General features: G+C 34.6%; 13 protein-coding genes and 1 pseudogene. 12 read left to right on the forward strand and 2 right to left on the reverse strand.

Going from position 1 to position 18,694, the window contains the following annotated elements; translation table 11 throughout:
• Positions 1–29 precede the first annotated feature (29 nt).
• The 5 genes from FN795_RS05740 to uvrB all read left to right on the forward strand — a co-directional run bounded on the left by FN795_RS05740 (position 30) and on the right by uvrB (position 5,039).
• Positions 30–602: a hypothetical protein gene (locus FN795_RS05740; protein WP_142449770.1), complete on the forward strand. Its 573-nt coding sequence runs from the start codon at positions 30–32 to the stop codon at positions 600–602.
• Positions 603–716: 114 nt separating this feature from the next.
• Positions 717–1,661, forward strand: a complete 945-nt coding sequence (rlmF, locus tag FN795_RS05745; protein WP_142449771.1) for a 23S rRNA (adenine(1618)-N(6))-methyltransferase RlmF — start codon at positions 717–719, stop codon at positions 1,659–1,661.
• Positions 1,662–1,741: 80 nt separating this feature from the next.
• On the forward strand, positions 1,742–1,978 hold the full coding sequence (locus FN795_RS05750; RefSeq protein WP_008462143.1) for a hypothetical protein: 237 nt from the start codon (positions 1,742–1,744) through the stop codon (positions 1,976–1,978).
• 77 nt (positions 1,979–2,055) lie between these two features.
• On the forward strand, positions 2,056–3,030 hold the full coding sequence (locus FN795_RS05755) for an alpha/beta fold hydrolase (protein WP_142449772.1): 975 nt from the start codon (positions 2,056–2,058) through the stop codon (positions 3,028–3,030).
• 17 nt (positions 3,031–3,047) lie between these two features.
• The gene (gene uvrB, locus FN795_RS05760; protein ID WP_142449773.1) at positions 3,048–5,039 is read left to right on the forward strand and encodes an excinuclease ABC subunit UvrB; all 1,992 of its coding nucleotides are present in this window, start codon (positions 3,048–3,050) and stop codon (positions 5,037–5,039) included.
• Here the strand turns inward: uvrB and FN795_RS05765 are convergent.
• Positions 5,036–5,437 (reverse strand): TerB family tellurite resistance protein, encoded by a 402-nt coding sequence (locus FN795_RS05765; protein ID WP_142449774.1) that lies wholly within the window; start codon positions 5,435–5,437, stop codon positions 5,036–5,038. The genes uvrB and FN795_RS05765 overlap by 4 nt on opposite strands.
• 53 nt (positions 5,438–5,490) lie before the next feature.
• Between FN795_RS05765 and FN795_RS05770 the strand changes: the two genes are divergently transcribed.
• The 4 genes from FN795_RS05770 to FN795_RS05785 are packed head-to-tail and all read left to right on the forward strand — an operon-like array spanning position 5,491 to position 8,870.
• On the forward strand, positions 5,491–6,294 hold the full coding sequence (locus FN795_RS05770; protein WP_142449775.1) for an alpha/beta hydrolase: 804 nt from the start codon (positions 5,491–5,493) through the stop codon (positions 6,292–6,294).
• 28 nt (positions 6,295–6,322) lie between these two features.
• Entirely contained in the window at positions 6,323–7,333 is a 1,011-nt protein-coding gene (locus FN795_RS05775; RefSeq protein WP_142449776.1) for a dipeptide epimerase, read from the forward strand.
• Position 7,334: 1 nt separating this feature from the next.
• Positions 7,335–8,369 (forward strand): aminotransferase class I/II-fold pyridoxal phosphate-dependent enzyme, encoded by a 1,035-nt coding sequence (locus FN795_RS05780; RefSeq protein ID WP_142449777.1) that lies wholly within the window; start codon positions 7,335–7,337, stop codon positions 8,367–8,369.
• A 36-nt stretch (positions 8,370–8,405) separates the two neighbouring features.
• Positions 8,406–8,870 carry a DUF1456 family protein gene (locus FN795_RS05785; RefSeq protein WP_142449778.1) on the forward strand — a complete coding sequence of 155 codons (465 nt, stop codon included), beginning with the start codon at positions 8,406–8,408 and terminating at the stop codon, positions 8,868–8,870.
• A 208-nt stretch (positions 8,871–9,078) separates the two neighbouring features.
• Here the strand turns inward: FN795_RS05785 and sucC are convergent, their stop codons facing one another.
• Entirely contained in the window at positions 9,079–10,272 is a 1,194-nt protein-coding gene (gene sucC, locus FN795_RS05790) for an ADP-forming succinate--CoA ligase subunit beta (RefSeq protein ID WP_142449779.1), read from the reverse strand.
• Between the two features lie 416 nt (positions 10,273–10,688).
• Between sucC and gltB the strand changes: the two genes are divergently transcribed.
• The 3 genes and pseudogenes from gltB to lysA form a co-directional block, all read left to right on the forward strand.
• Entirely contained in the window at positions 10,689–15,206 is a 4,518-nt protein-coding gene (gene gltB, locus FN795_RS05795; RefSeq protein WP_142449848.1) for a glutamate synthase large subunit, read from the forward strand.
• 99 nt (positions 15,207–15,305) lie between these two features.
• Entirely contained in the window at positions 15,306–16,760 is a 1,455-nt protein-coding gene (locus FN795_RS05800; protein ID WP_142449780.1) for a glutamate synthase subunit beta, read from the forward strand.
• A 529-nt stretch (positions 16,761–17,289) separates the two neighbouring features.
• A pseudogene (gene lysA, locus FN795_RS05805) lies at positions 17,290–18,516 on the forward strand (diaminopimelate decarboxylase); the annotation flags it as partial.
• Between the last annotated feature and the right edge of the window lie 178 nt (positions 18,517–18,694).

Raw genomic sequence — 18,694 nt, forward strand, 5'->3', positions numbered from 1 at the left:
AATCTGAATCCAAACAACAACTGATTTATATGAAATTATTAAAATTAAAAATCATCGTTTTCTTAACTATTTTATCATTTAATATTCTAAGTGCCCAACACAATCTAAAACTTAATTTTAAAAAAATTGAACTAATATATTATGAAACAAATGGAAATCCATTAAAAATTAACGTTACAAACTATGCGCAAATAAATGAATACGGAATTGTTACTGTGCATTTAAATGGTAACAATGGATTAAAATTTTACCGATACCAATTATCAAATGAACTTATAAATCAAATTAATTCATTAATGATTGGTAAAAATTCTTTAAAGAAACAATTGGTTAAAACTAAAATGGAAGCTGGAAAACATTATGCGGGGAGTTATAACTTTATTGCTTTCGACAACGAAGAATTGTGTTTTGTAGAACCATATATGTCAAAGGCATTTAATTTAATTTTTAACCAATTAGAAGATATTATACTGAAACAATCTGAAAATGCAGAAATTGAAAATCCAAAATTCAAAATTAAAGAAATAGAAAAGCGGGTTCTGATTGAACATAAAAAATCTAATTATTTACCGAAAATTGTACAGCCACCAAGTATGAAATAAAATAACAGCTGGTAACAGCTACTACAACGGATTTGGGCAATTAGCTTAATGGAAAGTTTTACAAAATTAGTTCTAAAAAAGGATTAACTATCTTTGCAGTCGAAATCAACAAAAATGAAAGCAAACGACAATTCTGAAAAAAATATTTTACATCCAAGAAATCTTCATCGCAATCGCTATGATTTTGAAAAACTGATTTCAAATTGTCCCGAGTTAAAAGCTTTTGTTTCCATCAATAAACACGGAATCGAAACCATAGATTTCAGTAATCCGCTTGCAGTTAAAACGCTTAATAAAGCTTTGTTGCAAACGTATTACGATATTCAAAATTGGGATATTCCTAAAAATTATTTATGCCCGCCAATTCCGGGAAGAGCAGATTATATTCATTATATCGCCGATTTATTAGCCGAAACAAACAATGGAATTGTTCCAAAAGGAAATTCTGTTTTAGGCCTAGATATTGGAACGGGTGCAAATTTGATTTATCCGATATTAGGACATTGTATTTACGATTGGAGTTTTGTTGGTACGGATATCGACAAAAAAGCAATTGAAAACTGCAGTAGAATTATTGAAAACAATCCGAGATTAATTGACGCAATCAGTTTGCAACAACAAACCGAGTCCCGATTTATTTTCAAAAACATTATTATTCCCGAAGACCGATTCACTTTCACCATGTGTAATCCGCCTTTTCATGCTTCGGCAGAAGAAGCAAATAAAAGTGCCTCAAGAAAAGTTTCGAATTTAAAAGAAAAAAGAAACACAAATCCTGTTCTGAATTTTGGCGGTCATAACGCAGAATTATGGTGCAACGGCGGTGAAATCGGATTTGTTACGCAAATGATTTATGAAAGTGCAAAATACGCTTCACAATGTTTATGGTTTACTACTTTAGTTTCTAAAAAAGAAAATCTTTCTTCGATTTACAAAATTCTGAAAAAAGTAAACGCCGTTTCAGTCAAAACAATTGATATGGCGCAAGGCCAAAAAAACAGCCGTATTGTTGCCTGGAGTTTTTTAAGTGAAGCGGAACAAAAAGCTTGGGAACTTTAAAACACTGATTTTCAATACCAATTCTTGATAATATAATTTCATTTCACTACATTTAGTGTAAACAATTAAATATCAAGACTATGGCAGAATATGTTGGTTATCTCGCATCTGTTTTTATTGTTGGAGGTTTTTTGCTAAAAAACCTCAGAACAATTCGGTTCATTAATATGTTTGGCTGTATCTGCTTTGTCATTTATGGTATTTTTTTAAACGACTATAGAGATTTTAATCAATGGCTTTGGCCTGTAATTATCCCGAATGCTATTTTAGCATTTGTACAGATTTATTATCTGACATCAAAAAATGATAAATCTTAAAATTATGATAGTTTCAGATAAAATTCTGAAATAGCCTCGAGATTAGATTGTTGTACCTTTAAAGTAAATTAAATTTTATGAGTACTTCAAAAACGTTCGTTGGTTTATTCCTTATTATAATACTCATTGGTTGTGGATCTTCAAAAGAAACTAAATTTGATGATTACGTTTTTAAAACCAAAAGTGACAAACAAAATTATACAGCGGCTTATGATAAAGCGCTTGAACTTTGGGATGTTCCTTATACAGAAGAAAATGTAAAAACCACTTTTGGAACCGCCCACGTTATTATTTCCGGTTCAAAAAATGGAAAAGATCTGGTTCTGCTTCACGGTATGGACGCCAGTTCTACGATGTGGTATCCAAATATTAAAACTTTAGCCAAAAATCATCGCGTTTATGCCATTGACTTTTTAATGGAACCCAATAAATCAACTTTAACCGCAAAACCGCTTTCATCTGAAGAAATTGTGATTTGTTACAACGAAATTTTCAATCATTATAAATTGAAAAAAATTGATATTATTGGCGCTTCACGCGGAGGCTGGATTGCGACATTATTGGCTATTCAAAAAAAGAATTCTATTGATAAAATTGTTTTATTAAGTCCGGCACAGACTTTTAAATTTATTGATAAACCTAGAAAAACATCATCCGCTTTACTTTTAAAGCTTTTTCCGAGTGAAAAGAAATTCAGCAAAACATTAAAAACCTTTTCTACTCATCCGGAAAAAATTAGTCCCGTTTATAATAGACAATTTTATTTGGCTAATAAATATGCTAAATCCAATTCCAGCATGCTCAAAATGACGCCTTTTTCAGATGACGAATTAAAGTCGATTCAGAATCCCGTTTTGGTTTTAATTGGTGATAAAGACGTTATAAATTCAGAGGAAAGTTTGGAACGAGCAAAAAAATACCTGCCAAACGCCAAAACAATAATGATTACAGATGCCGGTCATTTTTTGAGTATCGATCAGTCAAAATTTGTAAACGACGCTATGATTAATTTTCTCGAAAAGCCTTCAAACTTTGTATCTTTACAAAACTAATTTTTCAGCAGTAGAAAATGAATTTTCAAGTAACTTCAGAATATAGTCCGAAAGGAGATCAGCCACAAGCCATTCAAAAATTAGCACAAGGTGTTGAAGATGGCGAAAAATATCAAACTTTATTAGGAGTTACAGGGTCCGGAAAAACATTTACAGTTGCAAATGTTATTCAGGAAGTACAACGCCCTACTTTGGTTTTGGCACACAATAAAACTTTGGCAGCGCAATTGTATTCAGAATTCAAACAATTTTTTCCAAATAACGCTGTTGAATACTTCGTTTCTTATTACGACTATTATCAGCCTGAAGCTTTTATGCCGGTTACAGGCGTTTTTATTGAGAAAGATTTATCTATCAATGAAGAATTAGAAAAAATGCGTTTAAGCACTACTTCTTCCCTGCTTTCTGGGCGTCGCGATGTTTTGGTGGTTGCTTCAGTTTCTTGCCTTTATGGTATTGGAAATCCCGTTGAATTTCAGAAAAACGTAATAGAAATTACCCGAGATCAGGTTATTTCGAGAACAAAATTATTACATAGTTTAGTTCAGAGTTTGTACGCGAGAACAGAAGCCGATTTTAATCCGGGAACTTTCAGAATCAAAGGCGACACGGTTGAAGTCTATCCCAGTTATGCTGATGACGCGTATCGAATTCACTTTTTTGGAGATGAAATCGAAGAAATTGAATCATTTGATGCTAAAACTTCGCAGGTAATTGAAAAATTCAAAAGACTGACCATTTATCCAGCCAATATGTTTGTGACTTCTCCGGAAGTTTTACAAGGCGCCATTTGGCAGATTCAACAGGATTTAGTGAAACAGGTTGATTATTTTAAAGAAATAGGAAAACATTTAGAAGCCAAACGACTGGAAGAAAGAACGAATTTCGATTTAGAAATGATTCGCGAATTAGGCTATTGTTCCGGAATTGAAAATTACTCCCGTTATCTTGACGGACGTGAAGCTGGAACACGACCTTTCTGTTTATTAGATTATTTTCCAAGCGATTTTTTAATGGTTGTTGATGAAAGTCACGTTACCGTTTCGCAGGTTCATGCCATGTACGGAGGCGATCGCAGTCGTAAAGAAAACCTAGTTGAATATGGTTTTAGATTACCTGCCGCAATGGATAACCGTCCTTTAAAATTTGAGGAATTCGAAGCTTTGCAAAATCAGGTAATTTATGTTTCTGCAACTCCTGCCGATTACGAATTACAAAAATCAGACGGAATTTATGTTGAGCAAATTATTCGTCCAACCGGATTATTAGATCCTATTATTGAAGTACGCCCAAGTTTAAATCAGATTGATGATTTGATTGAAGAAATTCAGGTGCGATGCGAATTGGATGAAAGAGTTTTGGTAACTACTTTGACTAAAAGAATGGCCGAAGAATTAGCCAAATATTTGACAAAAGTAAATATTCGCTGTCGTTACATACATTCTGAAGTTGATACTTTAGAACGTATCGAAATCATGCAGGATTTGAGAAAAGGTATTTTTGATGTTTTAATTGGAGTAAACTTGCTTCGTGAAGGTCTGGATTTACCCGAAGTTTCATTAGTTGCGATTCTTGATGCGGATAAAGAAGGTTTTTTAAGAAATCACAGATCTTTGACTCAAACCATTGGACGTGCTGCGAGAAATTTAAATGGAAAAGCCATTATGTATGCTGATAAAATCACCGCCAGCATGCAAAGAACAATTGACGAAACGAATTACCGAAGAACAAAACAGATCAATTTTAATACTGAAAACGGTATTACGCCTCAGGCTTTAAACAAGAAAATCGACAGTGCATTTACTAAAAATCCTTTGGTAGAATACGAATTAGGCCATACTTTACCAGTTGCCGCCGAACCGGAAACTGCATATATGTCAAAAACTGATCTAGAAAAATTGATTCGCGAGAAACGAAAATCAATGGAAAAAGCAGCAAAAGAATTAGACTTTATGCAAGCTGCCAAACTTCGTGATGATATCAAAAAGCTTCAGGAACAATTGCCTTAATTATGCTGTTCCTGAAAAACTCTCAATAATTTATTTGGATCAATAATCGCATTTGGGGCATTTTTCATCAACTCTAAAACTCGTTTTACTGCAGTAGGATTCAATCCCATTTCGAGCGCAATTTGATGTATTGCTTTCGATTCTTTTTCATGCAATATACCATCACAGTGCATAATCAAAGCTAGTCTATAGAATTGCTGAATACGCTGAAACTCGGATCTGTTTACTTTTACCGAATGTTCCTGGTGAAATAAATCTCTAAATTCTTCTTTACTGATATTCAATTCCTCAGCAACAATCCACAGAAAATCTACCTCACGTTTATGCAAATGTCCGTCAATGGTAGCAAACGCAATCATTTCTAAAAGTAAACTTCTTTTTTCTTCTTCGGTGTTCATCAAATTATTATTTTTAGCTAAATTATTACATTAAATCTAAAACACAACAACCAATGATTCGAGGATTCTTCTTTTTTATTTTATCGTTGCTCGTGAATATTGGAAATGCACAGGAAAGCACTGCTTCAAAAAATGTTTCCACTTTTACCATTGAAGCGCCTCAGCTCAAAACCACAAAAAAAATCTGGCTTTATCTTCCCGAAGATTATTCGGCATCGCCTAAAAAAAGATACAGCGTAATCTATATGCATGATGCTCAGAATTTATTTGATGCAAAAACTTCTTTTGTAGGTGAATGGAATGTCGATGAAAAACTGGACAGCTTGAAAGCTCCGGTAATTGTAGTAGGAATTGAACATGGAAACGAAAAACGAATCGATGAATTAACTCCATTTAAAAATGAAAAATACGGTGGCGGAAAAGCAGATGATTATGTTGATTTTATCGTAAACACTTTAAAGCCCTATATTGACAAAAATTACAGAACCAAAACGAAAGCCAAAAACACCACTATCATGGGAAGTTCACTTGGCGGTTTGGTTTCCTATTATGCCGCAGTAAAATATCCACAAGTTTTTGGAAATGCGGGTGTTTTTTCGCCTTCCTTTTGGTTTTCAAATGACATTTATACTTTTACCGAAAAGTCTCCAAAAATCAAAACCCGATTTTATTTTTTATGTGGAGATAAAGAAAGCGACGAAATGGTAAAAGATCTCGAAAAAATGGAACGTTTATTAGACAAAAATCGCTGTTATTGCCTCCATCTCAGCAAAACGAAAATTGTCAAAGGCGGAGAACATAATGAAAAATTATGGCGAGACGGTTTTGTAAAAGCCGTTTTGTGGCTTGGTTATTGAGCAAAAAAATAAAAAAACAGCATAAATTATGAAACTAATTTTAAGAGAGTATAACTTAAAACTAAAACATACTTTCACGATTTCAAGAGAATCAATTGATTTTCAACCTTCTTTGATTGTCGAATTACAAAGTAATGGCTTTTCAGGCTTTGGGGAAGCAACTTCAAATCCGTATTACAAAACTACAGTTCCAATGATGATGCAGGATTTGGAGGAAATCAGAACAATTATTGAAACTTCTGAGATCGAAACTCCTGAAGTTTTTTGGGCAAAAATTCATCCGTATTTAAAAGACGATATGTTTGCTTTATGCGCACTGGACTTGGCTTATAACGATTTATATGCACGAATAAAAGGTAAAAAACTCTACGAACTGTGGAATTATACCACAGAGAAAAATCCAATGACGGATTATACAATCGGAATTGCTTCTATAGAAAAAATGGTTTCGAAAATGCAGGAACTTCCATGGCCTATTTATAAAATTAAATTAGGAACTAAAGAAGATATCGCAATTGTAAAAGAACTTCGTAAGCATACAAATGCGATTTTCAGAATTGATGCCAACTGTGGTTGGGGCGTTGATGAAACAATAAATAATGCTGTAGAATTAAAAAAACTTGGCGTAGAATTTCTAGAGCAACCTATGAAAGCTGATAATTGGGAAGGTCATAAAGAAGTTTTCAAACATTCTGTTCTTCCAGTAATTGCCGATGAAAGCTGTATTATTGAAGAAGATGTTGCCAAATGTTTCAATCATTTTCATGGCGTAAATGTGAAATTGGTAAAATGTGGTGGTTTGACTCCTGGAAAAAGAATGATTGAAGAAGCTAAAAAATTAGGCTTAAGAACGATGGTTGGCTGTATGACAGAATCGACTGTGGGAATTTCTGCCATCGCACATTTGTTACCACAACTTGACTATGTTGATATGGACGGCGCATTACTTCTTGCTGAAGATATTGCGACCGGAGTAACCATTAAAAATGGCATTGTAAGTTATTCTGATCTAAACGGAACCGGAGTTACACTTCTGTAAAATGATAGTCGAAAAATTTCCAGATCGTATTATTGAAATTAACCAAGAACAGCATTTGTATTTTGGTGGAACTGCTTATTTAGGACTTCCAACAAGCAAAGAATTTCAGAATTTGGTTGTTCAAAATATCCTAAAATGGGGAACAACTTATGGAAGCTCAAGAACAGCCAATATTCAATTAAGCGCTTATATTGCCGGCGAAAAGTCTTTGGCTCGACATATCGGCTCAGAAGCTGCGGTCACAGTTTCTTCTGGAATGCTTGCTGGGAAATTGGTTATTGAAAAATTAAAAAAAGAAACGGATTGTTTTTTTCATTTGAATGAAATACATTCGGCAATTAAAACAGAAAGCAGCCTTCCTCTTTTTATTAATGAGAAATTAAATGATCGTTTACTAGATTCTAAACCAGAGAAAATAGCGATTTTAACAGATGGTGTTCCTTCTTTTCAGACAAACCCTGTCGATTTATCTTTCTTAAAGCAAATTCCAAATCAAAAAGAAATTACATTAGTCATTGATGAATCGCATTCACTTGGAATAATTGGAAACAATGGTGCTGGAATTTATTCTTCAATTAACTTTCCAATTAAAAGAAAAATTTTGGTTTCATCCTTAGGAAAAGCATTTGGGTTGACAGGTGGTGTAATTGCTTCAAATTCAGTTTTTATTAAGGAAATATCAGAAATAGAAACTTTCACCAGTGCAGCCGGAATGAATCCTGCTTTTGTACAAACACTTTCTGATGCTTCTGAAATTTATAAAACACAGCATCGAAAACTACTAGATAATTTACTATATATTGATTCCATTTTAATTCAAAATAAGAACATTAAATTCGACAAAAACTATCCTTTAATTTATGTTTTATCAAATGAATTGGTAGAAAAATTAAAACAAGAAAAAATCATTATCGCCAGTTTTAAATACACCAAAGAAGCTGAACCGTTAAATCGAATTGTAATTACAGCAAATCATTTAAAAGAAGATTTGGATAAATTAGTCGGTGTTTTAAATGAATTTAATTCTCAGTTTTAATCATTTTAAAAAACTACCTTTGTAAAAAATAAAACAATGACGAATAACGATATACTTAAAAAACTTCGCGTGGCTTTGATGCTCCGTGATGATCAAATAGTTGAAATTTTAGAATTAGTAGATTTTAGAATTTCAAAATCAGAATTGGGTGCTTTTTTCAGAGCTGAAGACCATCCAAATTATATGGAATGCGGCGATCAGGTTTTACGTAATTTCTTAAACGGATTAGTAATTCATTTAAGAGGAACGAAAGAAAATCCAAAGAATCCTAATGATGTTTTAGCAAAACATAAAGCTGAAATTCCGAAGAAAGAAACTTCAAAAGAAAGACCTGAATTTAAAGCTGCTCCAAAAGATTCAGAAAAATATAGAGGTGATCAAAGTTCATCAAAGTCAGGCTCATCAGCTGGAAAACCTAAAAAGAAAGCATTCCCAAAAGGAAATGGAAAACCAGTTGTTGTAGAAAAAGTGGTTTTCAAAAACGGGAAAAATAAAAAGTAATTTATTTAACCGCAAAGAGCGCAACCTCGATAGCTATCGGGGTACGCAAGGTTCGCAAAGTTTTTATTTATAAAGCTTTGCGAACCTTGCGTTTATATAAAGTCTTAATGAATAAAAATTCTTTGCGCTCTTTGCGGTTAAATTAATTCCAAAAAAAAATCCCTCCGAATACGAAGGGATTTTCAATATAATTTGATTTCTTATTTAATTAAGAAAGAGCAGCTTTAACTTGGTCAGCAGCTTCTTGGAATTGAACTGCAGATAAGATTGGCATACCAGAGTTATCAATTAATTCTTTTGCAATTTCAGCATTTGTTCCTTGCAAACGAACGATAATTGGCACATTGATAGCGTCACCCATGTTTTTGTAAGCATCAACAACACCTTGAGCAACACGGTCACAACGAACGATTCCTCCGAAGATGTTAATCAAAATAGCTTTTACGTTTGGATCTTTCAAGATAATTCTGAAAGCAGTTTCAACACGTTTCGCATCAGCAGTTCCTCCTACGTCAAGGAAGTTAGCAGGCTCAAAACCAGCATATTTAATTAAATCCATAGTTGCCATTGCAAGACCAGCTCCGTTTACCATACATCCTACAGTACCGTCAAGGTCAACATAGTTTAGACCAACTTCTTTAGCTTCAACTTCGATTGGATTCTCCTCACGGATATCTCTCATTTCAGCATATTTAGGTTGTCTGTATAAAGCGTTATCGTCGATGTTAACTTTAGCATCAACAGCTAAGATTTTGTTATCAGATGTTTTTAAAACTGGGTTGATTTCAAACATAGAAGCATCAGAACCAATGTAAGCATTGTAAAGTGCGTCGATGAATTTCACCATTTCTTTGAAAGCATTTCCAGAAAGACCTAAATTGAAAGCAATTCTTCTAGCCTGGAAACCTTGTAATCCAACATTAGGATCAACTTCTTCAGTAAAGATTAAGTGTGGAGTATGCTCTGCAACTTCTTCGATATCCATTCCACCTTCAGTAGAATACATGATCATGTTGCGTCCTGTACCTCTATTCAATAAAACAGAAACATAAAACTCAGAAGTTTCGCTTTCTCCAGGATAGTAAACATCTTCAGCAACTAAAATTTTGTTTACTTTTTTACCTTCAGGCGGAGTCTGAGGTGTGATCAATTGCATTCCGATGATTTGTTCTGCTAACTCTTCAACTTGCTGTAAGTTTTTTGCTAACTTAACTCCACCACCTTTTCCACGACCACCTGCGTGAATTTGTGCTTTTATTACATGCCATCCTGTACCAGTCTCGGCAGTTAATTGTTTTGCAGCAGCTACAGCTTCAACCGCATTATTAGCCACAATTCCGCGTTGAACGCGTACTCCGTAACTTGCTAAAATTTCTTTTCCTTGATATTCGTGTATGTTCATAATATAGAATTTGTCTGGTTCTGAATTTAGTTCAGAATAAAAGTGCGACAAAAGTAGCAAAATTCAACTTAATAGTAAAATCTTTTTCCAATTAAAAAATGAGTCAATTTGTTATTAATTACATATTCTTTTTCAAAGCAAATTAATCGTTAACGAATTGCATCGAAAAAGTTAACACAAAACCACTATATCGTTTGAGATTTAACAAAAAAACCTATTGAATTCTAGGCTTCACGACGATTTTTCCTAATATTATTTAATTGTTATTATGATTTTATCATTTCGCAATGCCTTAAATAATATTATTATCATTTAAGAACCGTTTTTCTAATATTACGACAAAAATGAAAGCAAAAGAACAATTTCAATACATTATGTTTAACGAAATCTTTATTTTTGTAGAAAAAATATCAAGAATGAAAGTTAAAGAACAAGGGCTCTATTTGCCTGAATTTGAACACGACAATTGTGGTGCAGGATTTATTTGTAATTTGAATGGTATTAAGTCAAATGATATTATTCACAAAGCATTGGACATCTTAATAAAATTGGAACATCGTGGTGCCGTTAGTTCTGATGGAAGAACTGGAGACGGGGCTGGAATTTTATTTGATATCCCACATGCATTCTTTAAGAAAGTGTGTGACTTTGAAATCCCTGAAACGCGTGAGTATGCAGTAGGAATGGTTTTTTTACCAAAAAGCAAAAACCAGGTTTCTTTTTGTATTAATGCATTTGAGGCTACTATTAAAGACCAAAATTTAAAAGTTTTAGGTTGGAGAGATGTACCAGTTGACGTTGAAAATTTAGGTGAAATCGCCGCAGAAAAAGAACCAACAATTAAACAAGTTTTCGTTTCTAAAAACGGACAGGATTTAACTGAACAAGAATTTAATGCAAAACTTTTTGCAGCTAGAAAAATTGCAGAACATGCCGTAAGAGGATCTAAAACCTCAGAAAGCCACATGTTTTATTTTACTAGTTTATCGACAACTACTATAATATATAAAGGTCTATTGATGCCGGAAGACATCAGCCGTTATTATATAGATTTAAAAGATCCAGACTTGGTGACTCGTTTAGCGCTTGTACACCAACGTTTCTCTACAAATACATTCCCATCTTGGGACTTAGCTCAACCATTTAGATATATGTGTCATAATGGTGAGATTAATACACTTCGTGGAAACGTAAGCCGTATGCGTGCTCGTGAAGAGCTTATGCAAAGCAAAGTTTTTGGCAATGACATTAAAAAATTATTCCCAATTATCTTAGAAGGAAAATCAGATTCTGCTTCTATGGATATGGTGATTGAACTTTTATTAATGACAGGTCGTTCGCTTCCAGAAGCAATGATGATGGTTGTTCCTGAAGCTTGGGAAAAACACCAAACAATGTCTCCTGAGAAAAGAGCTTTCTACGAGTTCAATGCTTGTATAATGGAACCTTGGGACGGTCCTGCTTCTATTCCGTTTACAGATGGAAACGTAATTGGAGCTTTATTAGACAGAAACGGATTGCGTCCTTCTCGTTATACATTAACGAAAAGTGGATTCGTAATTATGTCATCTGAAATTGGTGTATTAGACATTGATCCGGAAGATGTAATTCAGCACGGTCGTCTTGAGCCAGGAAAAATGTTCTTGGTTGATATGAACGAAGGTCGTATCATCGAAGACGAAGAAGTTAAGAAAGCAATAGTTACAAAACGTCCTTACCAACAATGGGTTGACGAAAACTTATTGCCACTTGCAAAAGTTCCTTACACGAACAACCCTACTCCTGTTGAAAAATTAGATTTCTTGACAAGACAACGTTTGTTTGGTTATACTATTGAAGATTTAAAAACGATCATCAACCCAATGGGTAGCGACGGAGCTGAAGCAATCAGTTCTATGGGTAACGATACGCCTTTGGCAGTTCTTTCAGATCAGCCTCAGTTGTTGTACAATTACTTCAAACAATTATTTGCTCAGGTTACAAACCCGCCGTTGGATGGTATTCGTGAAGAAATCATTACTGATATCAGTTTAGCCATTGGTGGAGATTTCAATATTTTCGAAATTGAATCTAAACAATGTAAAAAATTAAAAATCCAAAATCCGGTTATTTCTAACGAGGATTTGGATAAAATCAGAAATATCGATCACGCAGATTTCAAATCGGCTACTATTTCTACTTTATACAAAATAGAAAAAGGAGTTAACGGTTTAGAAAGAGCGCTTGAAAAATGTGTTCAAGCTACTTTTAAAGCAGTTGAAGAGGGATGCAATATCATCATCTTATCTGATAGAGGTGTTAGCGAAGAATTAGCTCCAATTCCAATGCTATTGGCTTGTTCTTACATTCACCACTCATTGAACATTTTACAAGTTCGTTCTAAATTCGGAATCATCATTGAATCTGCTGAACCAAGAGAACCTCATCATTTTGCTTTATTGTTCGGATACGGTGCAAGTGCAATCAATCCTTACATGGTAAACGAAATCATTCACGATCAGGTTGAAAAAGGTTTCATTACAAAAGTAAAAGCTGATTATGCCGTTGTAAATTACAACAAAGCGATTGCAAAAGGAATCGTGAAAATCATGAACAAAATTGGTATCTCTACTTTACATTCATACAGAGCTGCTCAGATTTTCGAGATTTTAGGTTTAAACAAAACATTCACATCTAAATACTTCCCTTATACTCCATCAAGAATTGAAGGAATTGGTCTAATGGAAGTGGAAAAAGAAGTGAAGAAACGTTTCCAAAAAGCTTTCCCAAATTCAAAAATTGCAAACTTGCTTTCTCTTGAAATTGGAGGTATTTACAGATGGAGACGTGGTGGAGAAAAGCACATGTTTAACCCAACCACTATTTCTAAATTACAGCAAGCGGTTCGTTTAAACAGCCCAGAAAGTTATAAAGAATACTCAAATGCCGTTAACGAGCAAAGCTCAAACTTAATGACCATTAGAGGTTTATTTGAATTCAATAATTTGGATCCAATTTCTATTGACGAAGTAGAACCATGGACAGAAATCGTAAAGAAATTCAAAACGGGCGCAATGTCTTACGGATCTATTTCTAGAGAAGCACACGAGAATTTAGCGATTGCCATGAACAGAATTGGCGGAAAAAGTAACTCTGGAGAAGGTGGAGAAGATCCAAAACGTTTCCAGAAAGAAATTAACGGCGATTCTAGAAACAGTGCAATTAAACAAGTTGCATCAGGACGTTTTGGTGTTTCGATCAACTATTTGACAAACGCTAAAGAAATCCAGATTAAAATGGCTCAGGGAGCAAAACCTGGTGAAGGTGGTCAGTTACCTGGAGAAAAAGTAGTGCCTTGGATTGCTGAAACGAGAAACTCTACACCTTATGTAGGTTTAATTTCGCCTCCTCCTCACCACGACATTTACTCAATTGAGGATTTATCTCAGTTGATTTACGATTTGAAAAATGCAAACCGTGAAGCTCGTATCAACGTAAAATTAGTTTCTGAAGTTGGAGTTGGAACCATCGCTGCCGGTGTTGCCAAAGCAAAAGCTGACGTTATTTTAATTTCTGGTTATGACGGAGGAACGGGAGCTGCACCATTAACATCTTTACAACACACTGGTATTCCGTGGGAACTTGGTTTAGCTGAAGCACAGCAAACTTTAATCCTAAACGATTTAAGAAGCCGTGTAGTTTTAGAATGTGACGGACAGTTAAAAACAGGTCGTGACGTGGCAATTGCAGCTTTATTAGGAGCTGAAGAATTCGGTTTTGCAACTGCTCCGCTTGTAGCTTCTGGATGTATCATGATGAGAGCTTGTCACTTAAATACTTGCCCAGTTGGTATTGCAACTCAGGATCCTGAATTGAGAAAAAATTTCAAAGGAACTCCAGAGCACGTAATCAACTTCATGTATTTCATTGCTGAAGAGTTAAGAGAAATCATGGCGCAGTTAGGTTTCAGAACTTTAAAAGAAATGGTAGGTCAATCACAAAAATTAAATGTGAACAAAGCCATCAAACATTATAAAGCAAATGGTTTAGACTTGTCATCAATTCTATACAAACCGGAAAAAGCGAAAACAGAGCCAAATCATAATACAACTACTCAAGATCACCAACTTGAAAATGTATTGGATTTTGATATCATCAAAGAAGCGATTCCGTCTATCTATAGAAAAGAGAAAACAAGAGTAACCTTTAAAATTAAAAATACAGACCGTTCTGTAGGTGCTATTTTGAGTAACGAAATCTCAAAAATCTACGGCGCACAAGGATTACCTGATGATACTATTTTAGTTGATTTTGAAGGTTCTGCTGGACAAAGTTTTGGTGCTTTTGCAACAAACGGATTGTCATTTAAAATTCACGGAAACTGTAATGATTATTTAGGAAAAGGTCTTTCTGGAGGAAAATTAATTGTAAAAGTACCTCCTACTGCGACTTTCAAACCTGAAGACAATATCATTATTGGAAACGTTGCCCTTTACGGAGCTATTACCGGAGAGGCTTATATTAATGGAATGGCCGGAGAGCGTTTCTGTGTTAGAAATTCTGGAGCAACAGCAGTTGTTGAAGGAATTGGAGATCACGGTTGCGAGTACATGACCGGTGGTACAGTAGTAGTTTTAGGAAAAACAGGAAGAAACTTCGCAGCTGGTATGAGCGGTGGTGTAGCTTATGTTTACGATCCAAATAAGAAATTCGATTCTACAGTTTGTAACATGGAAATGGTTGCATTCGACCCAATGGAAGAAGAAGATCTTACAAAACTAAGAAAACTGATCAAAAATCATTCATTGTACACAAGCAGTCCATTAGCAAAAAGAATTTTAGCAGACTGGGAAAACCAACAACAGCACTTCGTAAAAGTAATGCCAACTGATTACAAAAAAGCATTACAAAGAATTGCAGAAGAGAAAAAAATAGAAGAATTAATAGCTGATTAAAAAAGGTTCTGAGGTACTAAGTTTCTGAGGTACTAAGTTTTGAGTTTTCAACTCACTTCTTACATCTCACATCTCACAACTAAATCTAATTAAAAAGTCATGGGTAAAATAGGCGGATTTAAAGAATATAACAGAGCCGATGAAAGTAATTTAGCAGTAGCAGAACGTGTTTCTAACTACAACGAATTTACTATTCCGGTACCAAAAGATAAATTAAAAGAACAAGGATCAAGATGTATGGACTGTGGAATTCCTTTTTGCCACAGTGGTTGTCCGTTAGGAAATTTAATTCCTGACTTCAACGACATGGTACATCAGGAAGAATGGCAAAGTGCATTGGAGATTTTACAATCGACTAATAACTTCCCTGAATTTACAGGACGCTTATGCCCTGCTCCATGTGAGAAATCATGTGTATTAGGAATCATCAAAGATCCGGTTTCTATCGAAAACATCGAAAAAAGCATTATCGAAAGAGGTTTCGCTGAAGGATGGATCAAACCTCAACCACCAAAAACAAGAACTGGAAAAACAGTTGCCGTTATTGGTTCTGGACCTGCAGGATTAGCGGCTGCTCAACAATTAAACAGAGCGGGTCACACGGTTACTGTTTTTGAAAGAGACAACGCAATTGGAGGTTTATTACGTTACGGAATTCCGAATTTCAAATTAGAAAAGGGAATTATCGACAGACGTGTAGTTGTTCTTGAAGCAGAAGGAATCACTTTCAAAACTAACGTAAATGTTGGAGTTAACTTCAGCGTAGAAGAATTAAACGCATTCGATTCTATCGTTTTATGCGGAGGAGCAACTGAAAGAAGAAGCTTGCCAACTAAAGGAATCGAAAGCAAAGGCGTTGTTCAGGCAATGGATTTCTTGACACAACAGACTAAAGTTTTATTTGGAGAATCAATTCCGGATCAAGTTAAAGCAACTGGTAAAGATGTAATCGTTATTGGTGGTGGAGACACGGGTTCTGACTGTATTGGAACTTCAAACAGACACGGAGCAAAATCGGTTACTAACTTTGAGATTTTACCAAAACCTCCAGTTGGAAGAAGCGAATCAACTCCTTGGCCTTTCTGGCCGTTGCAATTAAAAACATCTTCTTCTCACGAAGAAGGTTGTGACAGAAACTGGTTGATCAACACTAAAGAATTCATTTCTAACGATAAAGGTGAATTAACGGGATTAAAAACGGTTGAAGTGCAATGGAAAATGACTCCAGGTCAGCGTCCTGAATTAATCGAAAAAGAAGGTTCTGAGAAAATCTGGCCTTGCGATTTAGCTTTATTGGCTCTTGGATTTACAGGTCCAGAGAAAACTTTAAGCGAGCAATTAGGAATCGAAACTGATATGAGAAGCAACTATAAAGCGCATAACTATCAGACAAACGTACCTCACATTTTCACTGCTGGTGATATGAGAAGAGGACAATCATTAATCGTGTGGGCTATTTCAGAAGGTCGCGAAGCTGCAAGAGAGGTAGATTTATTCTTAATGGGATCTACGAACTTGCCTACTAAAGGAAAAGGAGATCTTCCTAGTCTATAATTTTAGGTACTAAGATACTGAGATGCTAAGGTTCTAAGTTTTTCTCTAAGCATTTTATTAATCTTTTCCGATAAACAACATAACTACTAACAAACCCTTGAATTAATAATTCAGGGGTTTTGTTTTTTTGAAGCATCACAATTGGCTTTTTAATAAACATAGTTCCCGCTTTCGGCTATATCTCTCCGTTGCACTGCGAGGATACCGCCTCAATCGGGACTAAATTCAAACATTTGGCTTCTTTTAAAAATTGGAATAAAAAGAAATGCATTTAATTAGTGTAATTCATAGCGAAAACAATTTCAACAGCGTTTAAGAATAAGTTAAATTCGTTAATTCGTGGCAAAAAAACTTAGTATCTTAGCATCTTAATCCCGATCGCTATCGGGATAGCCCCTTAAAAAAGGTTACAAAATTCCAAAAACAGCAACTTTTTGTTTAAAAACAAACAATTTGTTACAATTTGTTATTTTTCTACAATTAATTTGCAGTTACTCAAAAGTGTAATAACTTTGCCCAAAATGATTTAAAAATGCAAGCAAAAGATTTACTGCAGTTAGCAGACCAATTTGGAAGTCCATTATATGTTTATGATGCCGAAAAAATCCAATCTCAGTACAACAGATTAACTAAAGCTTTCTCTAAGGTAGAAAACTTAAGAGTTAATTATGCCATGAAGGCATTGTCAAACATTGCGATTCTTCAGTTATTAAAGAACATGGGGTCTGGCTTAGATACTGTATCTATTCAGGAAGTTCAGTTAGGACTTCATGCTGGCTATGATCCTGAGAAAATTTTCTTTACACCAAACGGAGTTTCTTTAGAAGAAATTGAAGAAGTTGCCGCAATGGGTGTACAAATCAATATCGACAATTTATCTATTTTAGAGCAATTCGGAACAAAACATCCACATATTCCGGTGTGTATTCGTATCAATCCACACGTAATGGCGGGTGGAAATGCTAATATTTCTGTTGGACATATCGATAGTAAATTCGGAATTTCTGTTCACCAGATTCCACATATCTTGCGAATTGTTGAAAATACAAAAATGAGTATTGTTGGAATTCACATGCACACAGGATCTGATATTTTAGATATCGAGGTATTCTTGTATGCTGCTGAAATCTTATTTGATACTGCTAAACATTTCAAAGATTTACAATTCTTAGATTTCGGAAGCGGATTCAAAGTTCCTTACAAAAAAGACGATATCGAAACAGACATCGAAGAATTAGGTAAAAAATTATCTAAAAGATTCAACGCTTTCTGTACAGAATATGGCAGAGATTTAACCTTAATTTTCGAACCAGGAAAATTCTTGGTGAGTGAAGCAGGTCATTTCTTAGTAAAAGTAAACGTAGTAAAACAAACAACCTCAACAGTTTTCGCTGGAGTTGACAGTGGTTTCAACCATTTAATTCGTCCAATGTTGTACGGATCTTCACACCATATTGAAAACATCTCTAACCCAAAAGGAAAAGAGCGTTTTTACTCAGTTGTAGGATACATTTGCGAAACAGATACTTTTGCAAACAACCGCAGAATTCAAGAAATTACTGAAGGCGATATTTTATCTTTCAGAAACGCTGGAGCATATTGTTTCTCAATGTCTTCGAACTACAACTCAAGATACAAACCAGCCGAAGTTTTATGGATGAACGGTCAAGGAATTTTAATTCGTCAAGCTGAAACATTTGAAGATTTACTTAAAAATCAAATTCCGTTGCCACAAGAAATTGCTGCAACAGTTTAAAATAAAAAAAAGAGAATATCAATTATTGAAATCCCGTTCCCGAAAGGTAAACGGGATTTTTTTTGCACAATTTTATCATTTCGACGAAGGAAAAATCTTCGCAAGAAATTTCACAAAGAGTATCAAATTCATATTTAAAAAGAAAGAAAAACTCTAAAACAATTATTTGTCTTCGAAA

Origin of the sequence: Flavobacterium resistens, assembly GCF_900182645.1 — a bacterium.
In the GTDB taxonomy this organism is placed as follows: domain Bacteria; phylum Bacteroidota; class Bacteroidia; order Flavobacteriales; family Flavobacteriaceae; genus Flavobacterium; species Flavobacterium resistens.

What these genes read in the sequence shown, in the direction of transcription:
- FN795_RS05740 (WP_142449770.1), top strand. Translation starts at nt 30, where the DNA reads ATGAAATTATTAAAATTAAAAATCATCGTTTTCTTAACTATTTTATCA.
- rlmF (WP_142449771.1), top strand. Translation starts at nt 717, where the DNA reads ATGAAAGCAAACGACAATTCTGAAAAAAATATTTTACATCCAAGAAAT.
- FN795_RS05750 (WP_008462143.1), top strand. Translation starts at nt 1,742, where the DNA reads ATGGCAGAATATGTTGGTTATCTCGCATCTGTTTTTATTGTTGGAGGT.
- FN795_RS05755 (WP_142449772.1), top strand. Translation starts at nt 2,056, where the DNA reads ATGAGTACTTCAAAAACGTTCGTTGGTTTATTCCTTATTATAATACTC.
- uvrB (WP_142449773.1), top strand. Translation starts at nt 3,048, where the DNA reads ATGAATTTTCAAGTAACTTCAGAATATAGTCCGAAAGGAGATCAGCCA.
- FN795_RS05765 (WP_142449774.1), bottom strand. Translation starts at nt 5,437, where the DNA reads ATGAACACCGAAGAAGAAAAAAGAAGTTTACTTTTAGAAATGATTGCG.
- FN795_RS05770 (WP_142449775.1), top strand. Translation starts at nt 5,491, where the DNA reads ATGATTCGAGGATTCTTCTTTTTTATTTTATCGTTGCTCGTGAATATT.
- FN795_RS05775 (WP_142449776.1), top strand. Translation starts at nt 6,323, where the DNA reads ATGAAACTAATTTTAAGAGAGTATAACTTAAAACTAAAACATACTTTC.
- FN795_RS05780 (WP_142449777.1), top strand. Translation starts at nt 7,335, where the DNA reads ATGATAGTCGAAAAATTTCCAGATCGTATTATTGAAATTAACCAAGAA.
- FN795_RS05785 (WP_142449778.1), top strand. Translation starts at nt 8,406, where the DNA reads ATGACGAATAACGATATACTTAAAAAACTTCGCGTGGCTTTGATGCTC.
- sucC (WP_142449779.1), bottom strand. Translation starts at nt 10,272, where the DNA reads ATGAACATACACGAATATCAAGGAAAAGAAATTTTAGCAAGTTACGGA.
- gltB (WP_142449848.1), top strand. Translation starts at nt 10,689, where the DNA reads ATGAAAGTTAAAGAACAAGGGCTCTATTTGCCTGAATTTGAACACGAC.
- FN795_RS05800 (WP_142449780.1), top strand. Translation starts at nt 15,306, where the DNA reads ATGGGTAAAATAGGCGGATTTAAAGAATATAACAGAGCCGATGAAAGT.